Annotated in this window: 5 protein-coding genes; 3 read left to right on the top strand and 2 right to left on the bottom strand. The window is 76.5% G+C overall.

The genetic code is table 11. The features are described from left to right. Positions 1–349: 349 nt before the first annotated feature. Positions 350–970: a GNAT family N-acetyltransferase gene (locus HCN56_RS22820; RefSeq protein WP_167974129.1), complete on the bottom strand. Its 621-nt coding sequence runs from the start codon at positions 968–970 to the stop codon at positions 350–352. Between the two features lie 159 nt (positions 971–1129). Then, complete coding sequence (locus HCN56_RS22815; RefSeq protein ID WP_312871388.1) at positions 1130–2197, bottom strand: mechanosensitive ion channel family protein; 1068 nt, start codon at positions 2195–2197, stop codon at positions 1130–1132. Positions 2198–2427: 230 nt separating this feature from the next. Between HCN56_RS22815 and HCN56_RS22810 the strand changes: the two genes are divergently transcribed. The 3 genes from HCN56_RS22810 (at position 2428) to malQ (ending at position 5791) form a co-directional block, all read left to right on the top strand. Continuing rightward, the gene (locus HCN56_RS22810; protein ID WP_167974125.1) at positions 2428–2964 is read left to right on the top strand and encodes an HNH endonuclease; all 537 of its coding nucleotides are present in this window, start codon (positions 2428–2430) and stop codon (positions 2962–2964) included. A gap of 404 nt (positions 2965–3368) precedes the next feature. After that, positions 3369–3728, top strand: coding sequence for a hypothetical protein (locus tag HCN56_RS22805; protein ID WP_312871387.1), 360 nt, complete (start codon positions 3369–3371; stop codon positions 3726–3728). Continuing rightward, on the top strand, positions 3725–5791 hold the full coding sequence (gene malQ, locus HCN56_RS22800; RefSeq protein WP_167974123.1) for a 4-alpha-glucanotransferase: 2067 nt from the start codon (positions 3725–3727) through the stop codon (positions 5789–5791). The genes HCN56_RS22805 and malQ overlap by 4 nt, the downstream gene beginning before the upstream one ends. Positions 5792–5893: the final 102 nt, after the last annotated feature.

Here is a 5893-nt window from a genome sequence, read left to right as displayed (position 1 = left end):
GATCGGCGCCGTCGCCGACGACGCCGGGGCCGGGGACGTCGCGCGCAGGGCCTGCCTGCGGCGTCGTCGGCGGCAGCGTCACGGTCCGGGCCCTCCCCCTCGGCGTGTCACCGCGGTCCCCACCACGCGGCGCTCGCCCAGCAGTATGACCGGTGGCGACGCTCCGGACACGGGTTCGTCCGGGATCTTCTTCCATTCGGGATCTTCCCCGCCACCGTCCGGCACCGGGCGGCGGAGGTCGCCGCCGGGCGTCCTCGCGCGGCGCCCCCGGCCCGGGAAGCGGCTCCGCGGCCGGCCCGGCCCGCCGCCCGGCCTCCCCTCCGTGGTGTCACCGGAAGGGGGAGGGGCGTCAGAGCCGCATGCCGAGGTGGACCGCCCCGGGTGAGGCTCCGGGCGCCGTCAGCGAGGTGAAACCCAGCCGGTCGTAGAAGGCGCGGGCACGCGTGTTCTCCGGGTTGACCCCCAGGTGCACGCCGGGCACACCGCGCTCCCGCAGCGCGTCGAGGTAGGTCTCCATCAGGGCGCGGCCCAGGCCGCGGCCCTGGCCCTCCGGGAGGAGGTCGATGTGGAGGTGGGCCGGATGGCACTCGTCGAAGGCCGGGACGTGCATGCGGCCGGCGTGGTGCAGCAGCTCCCGCATGGCGGCGTCGGGGCCCTCGACCGGCCCGTCGGGGGCGGGGAAGCGGTCGGCGACGGTGGGCAGCCACTCGCGGCGGAACCGGTCGAAGAAGCCCGCGCTGTCCGCGGTGCCGAGGACGTACCCGATGACGCGCTCGCCGTCGTCGGCGACGAAGACCAGGGAGGGCTCCAGCGCGGCGTAGGGGCTCGCGAAGATGGCCGGAAGCACCTCGGGGTCGTCGTAGTGGCCGGTGGCGTCCTCTCCGCCGAGGCCGGTTCGGACGCACACGTCGGCGAGCCAGGCGCTGTCGGTGGGGCGGTAGGGGCGCAGCTCGGGCGCGGTACGTGACATGCGCGTCATCCTGCGCGAGTCGGGGCGCCGGGGACAAGGTGTCGGCGCACCCGTCCGCACCGGCCCCTGCCCACCGGCCCGTGCCCACCGGCCCGTGCACCGCCTGCCGCGCCGACGCCGACGCCGACGCCGCGCCACGGTCGGTCCGCGGTCGCCGGCTCAGGCCCCGGCGGGGGCGCGGGCCGCGGTCGGCGCCACCCCCGATTCGGCGTCGCCGCCGCGCAGCTTGTCCAGGGTGATCCCCGCCGGGTCCACCTGCGGTATGCCCTCGGCGTCCAGCAGCTTCTTGATCCGCAGCCGCAGCTCCCGCCCGACGGCGGGGCCCTTCCCCGCCGGCACCTTCACGGTCGCCTTGATCACCTGCGAGTCCATGGAGACCGACTCCAGCCCCAGGACCTCCAGCGGCTCCCACAGCAGTTCGTCCCAGGGCGGGCTCGCCGACAGCTCGGCGCCCGCGCGCGTGACCAGCTCGACCACCCGGGCGGTGTCCTCCGACGCCCGGACCTCGACCTCGACGGCCGCCGTCGACCAGCCCTGGCTGAGGTTGCCGACCCGCTTGATCTCGCCGTTGCGGACGTACCAGATCTCGCCGTCGTCCGCGCGCAGCGTCGTCACCCGCAGCCCGATCTCCAGGACCTCGCCGACCACCTCGCCGGCGTCGATCCGGTCGCCCACCCCGTACTGGTCCTCCAGCAGCATGAACATGCCGGTCAGGACGTCGGTGACCAGGTTGCGCGCGCCGAAGCCGATGGCGACGCCGACGATGCCCGCGCTTGCCATCAGCGGCCCCAGCTCTATGCCCAGCTGGTCCAGGACCATCAACGCGGCGGTGCCCAGGATCAGCAGCGTCGCCACGCTGCGCAGTACCGAGCCGATCGCCGCCGACCGCTGCCGCCGCCGCTCCGGGTTGACGAGCAGGCCGCGGGTCGGCCCGGCCGCCCGCTCGCGCCGGCTCATCCGCACGATGACCCGTGAGATGGCCCGGCGGACCAGCGCCTGCGCCACGAACGCGATCACCGCGATCAGGACGATCCGCAACCCCGTCGCCAGCCAGCCCTCCCAGTTGGCCTCCAGCCAGCCGGCGGTCCGCGCTGCACGTTCCGCCGTGTCGGCGAGGGCGGACGACGGCGCGTCGGCCGGTGGGGCGGACGGGACCGGCGGCGCGGCGGCGGCCGGTGCGCGGCCGAGGGCGGCGGTGACGGCAGGGGCGGAAAGGGACGGAAGCACCCGATCACGGTAGGCGAGCAGCCGACACCGGCGGCAGGCCGAGGGCCGGGAACCGGCCAGGTCAACCGGTGCGCGGCCCGGGGACGGGCGCCTCACCAGCGCCGCCGTGTCCGGATGTGGACCCCGACACATTCCCTTTCGTGGTGGCGCCGCCGCCGGTCCGCGATGGACACTGTGGGAGATCGTCCCGGCGCGAAGCCACGCGTCGCCGACGGAACGGGAGGCCGCTCGTGCCACATGTCCTGGTCCTCAACGCCTCGTACGAGCCGCTGGGTGTCGTACCGGTCCGACGCGCACTGGTACTGCTGCTGCACGACAAGGCGGTGGCGCTGGAACACAGCGGCCTGCTGCTCCGGAGCGCGACCCGGGTGATTCCGGCCCCCAGCGTGGTGCGACTCAAGCGGTTCGTCCCGGTGCCCTACCGCACCGCCGTCCCCCTGACCCGCCGCGCGCTGTTCGCGCGGGACGGCGGGCGGTGCGCCTACTGCGGCGCCGTCGCGACCAGCGTGGACCACGTCGTCCCCCGCAGCCGGGGCGGCGCGCACGCGTGGGAGAACGTGGTGGCTGCCTGCCGGCGGTGCAACCACGTCAAGGCGGACCGGCAGGTCGCCGAGCTGGGCTGGCGGCTGCGTCACCCGCCGGGCCCGCCGTCGGGGCTGGCCTGGCGCATCATCGGCACCGGCCACCGCGACCCGCGGTGGATGCCGTACCTGCGGCCGTACGGCGCCGACGAGGCGCTCGCCCGCTTCGAGGGCACCCCGCTGTAGGGCACCCCGCCGTGATGCCGCGTCGCGCGTCGGCCGGCCGCCCGGCCCGACCGCGGCGTCCACCGCCCGCGCCGCCCCCGCCCACCGCGCCCCGCCCCCGCCTGCTCACCGCGTCCGGCGGCTCGCCCCGTGCCGTCGCCCACCCCTGGCAGTCACCCCTGCGCGCCGGTCCCGGCCACCCGCGCGACCCCCGGAAGATATGGCGAAAACCCGGGTCCACGCGCGAAAATCTTCGTGATATGGCGGCGTGAGGTCGACCACCTTCCTGGTGCAGGGACGGGTGCCATCACGCAGTCTGGGTAGGGACGACCAGGAAGCAGCTGGTGGAGAACACCGAACGAGTACGACGAGCGGACCGGACCGGCCCCGACGACCGGGTCCGGAACACGCAAGGAGACGACATCGTGACTGCAGCCACAGAGCTGGACAGCCCCGCCCTCATCTGGATGCCGACGCAGGCCGCCGACGACGAACCCGTGAAACACGCCGCGCCCGAGCTGTGGGACACCGGTGAGCTCGACCTGTCGGCCCTCACCGACCCCGACTCCGGGCTCGACGGCTCCAGCTCGCGCTCCGGCCACGCGGCGCCCCTCACCAGCGAGCCCCCGCTCGCCGACACCACCCCGCTCACTGCGGAGCAGCCCCTCGCGGCGCAGCTCCCGCTGACCGCCGAGCCCACCGGCACCGCCCTGCAGGGCGACTCCCGCGGGGACCACGAGACCACCGGCGACGCCGGCGCCACGGGGGTAACGGGCATCGAATGAGGCAGCTTGCGCGGCTCGCCGCGGCACACTCCGTCGCCACTTCCTACCGGCCCTCACCCGATCGATGTGTCGACGTGCCGCGCGAGACCGTCGTGGCCGTCCTCGGCGCCCTCGGCGTGGACGCGACCAGCGACCGCGCCATCGGCGAAGAGCTGGAACGGCACCACCGCACCGCCGCCACCCGCCTCCTCCCGCCCACCGTCGTCCTCGGCGACGGGCCCACCGCCCACGAGGGCCTCCCGCCGCTGCCCGAGGGAACGGTGCTGCGGGTCCGCACGGAGGACGGCCGCGAGCTGGGCTTCGGCCCGGGACTGCCGCTGGGCCGCCACCTGCTGCGCGCCCACACCGCCGACGGCCGCTCCGCCCACGCCCACCTGCTGGTCACCCCCGACCGGTTACCCGTGCCCCGCAGCCGCCGCCACGGGCTGCTCCTCCAGCTCTACTCGGTGCTCTCCGCCCGCTCCTGGGGGATGGGCGACCTGAGCGACCTGGCGGAGCTCGCCGGCTGGTCCGGCCGCGCCATCGGCGCCGGCTTCCTCCAGATCAACCCGCTGCACGCCGCCGTCCCCGCGGCCGCCGGCGAGGACACCGACCCCTCGCCCTACCGCCCCGCCACCCGCCGCTACTGCGACCCCGTCCACCTGCGGGTGGAGGACGTCCCCGAGTTCCGCTACCTCGACGGCGCCGCCGCCGAGCGGGCCGCCGTCCTCGTCGCCCGCGCCGGAGAACTCCGCGACGGCGTCCTGCGGCACGACCGGCCCATCGACCGCGACGCGGTCTGGGCGCTGAAGCGCGAAGCGCTGGAGCTGGTGCACCGCGTCCCGCTGACCCCCGGCCGGGCCGCCGCGCACGCCGCCTACCGCGACGGCCAGGGCCGCGCCCTCGCCGACCACGCGCTGTGGTGCGCCCTGACCGAGCGGCACGGTCCCGACTGGCGCGGCTGGCCCGCCGGACTGCGGGACCCGGCCTCCGCCGACACCGCCCGCGCCCGGGACGAGCACCGCGCCCGCGTCGACTTCCACGCCTGGCTGACCTGGCTCACCGACGAGCAGCTGGCCACCGCCCAGCGCACCGCCCGCGCCGCGGGCATGGACATCGGCCTCGTCCACGACCTGGCGCTGGGCGTCCACCCCGACGGGTCGGAGGCCTGGGCGCACCAGGGGGCGCTCGCCGCCGGCATGTCGATCGGCGCGCCGCCCGACGCGTTCAACGCGCGGGGCCAGGACTGGGGACTGCCGCCCTGGCGCCCCGACGCGCTGGCCGCCGCGGGCTACGCGCCCTACCGCGAGCTGCTCGACGGACTGCTGCGGCACGCGGGCGGCCTCCGGATCGACCACGTGCTCAGCCATTTCCGGCTCTGGTGGGTGCCCGAGGGCGCCTCGCCCGCCGACGGCACCTACGTCCACTACGACGCCCGCGCCATGCTCGGCACCCTGGCGCTCGCCGCCCAGCGCTCCGGGGCGGTGGTGATCGGCGAGGACCTCGGCACCGTCGAGCCCGGGGTCCGGGAGGAGCTGTCGGGACGCGGCCTCCTCGGCACCTCCGTGCTGTGGTTCGAGCGGGAGTACGACAAGCCGGGGGAGCCGGCGCTGCCGCCCTGGCGGTGGCGGGCCGGCGCGCTCGCCACCGTCTCCACCCACGACCTGCCGCCCGCCGCGGCGCGCCTGGGGGAGTCCGACATCGAGCTGCGGCTCCGGCTGGGGCTGGTGGAGGGCGACCCGGAGACCGCGCGTGCCGCGGCGCGCGCGGAGACCGAGGACTGGCTCGCGACCTTCGCCCGCCACGGCCTGCTGTCGCAGGACGCGGGGGAGGAGGACCGCATCACCGCCGCCTACCGGTACCTGGCGCGGACGCCCGCCCGGCTGATCGGCCTGTGGCTGCCCGACCTGGTGGGGGACCGCCGCCCGCAGAACGTCCCGGGCACCTGGCGCGAGTACCCCAACTGGCGGCTGCCCGTCTCCGACGCCGACGGTCGGCCGCTCGCGCTGGAGCAGCTGGTCGCCTCCCCGCGCCTGGCGGCGCTCACCGCGGCCGTTCGGGCGGAACTCGACGGTCGCGGCTGACCCCGACCCGGAGCCGGCGGGCGCCCGCCCGGCATGTCCCGCCGGTCGGCGCCTCCTGCTCGACGCGGACGGCCGGGTCGGCGGCGCCTCCGAGCCCGGGCG

This window comes from Streptomyces lonarensis (assembly GCF_012033735.1).
GTDB classification, from domain to species: domain Bacteria; phylum Actinomycetota; class Actinomycetes; order Streptomycetales; family Streptomycetaceae; genus Streptomyces; species Streptomyces lonarensis.
Note: the sequence above shows the minus strand (reverse complement) of the source record. Positions and strands in the feature narration are given on the sequence as shown.

What these genes read in the sequence shown, in the direction of transcription:
- malQ (WP_167974123.1), top strand. Translation starts at nt 3,725, where the DNA reads ATGAGGCAGCTTGCGCGGCTCGCCGCGGCACACTCCGTCGCCACTTCC.
- HCN56_RS22820 (WP_167974129.1), bottom strand. Translation starts at nt 970, where the DNA reads ATGTCACGTACCGCGCCCGAGCTGCGCCCCTACCGCCCCACCGACAGC.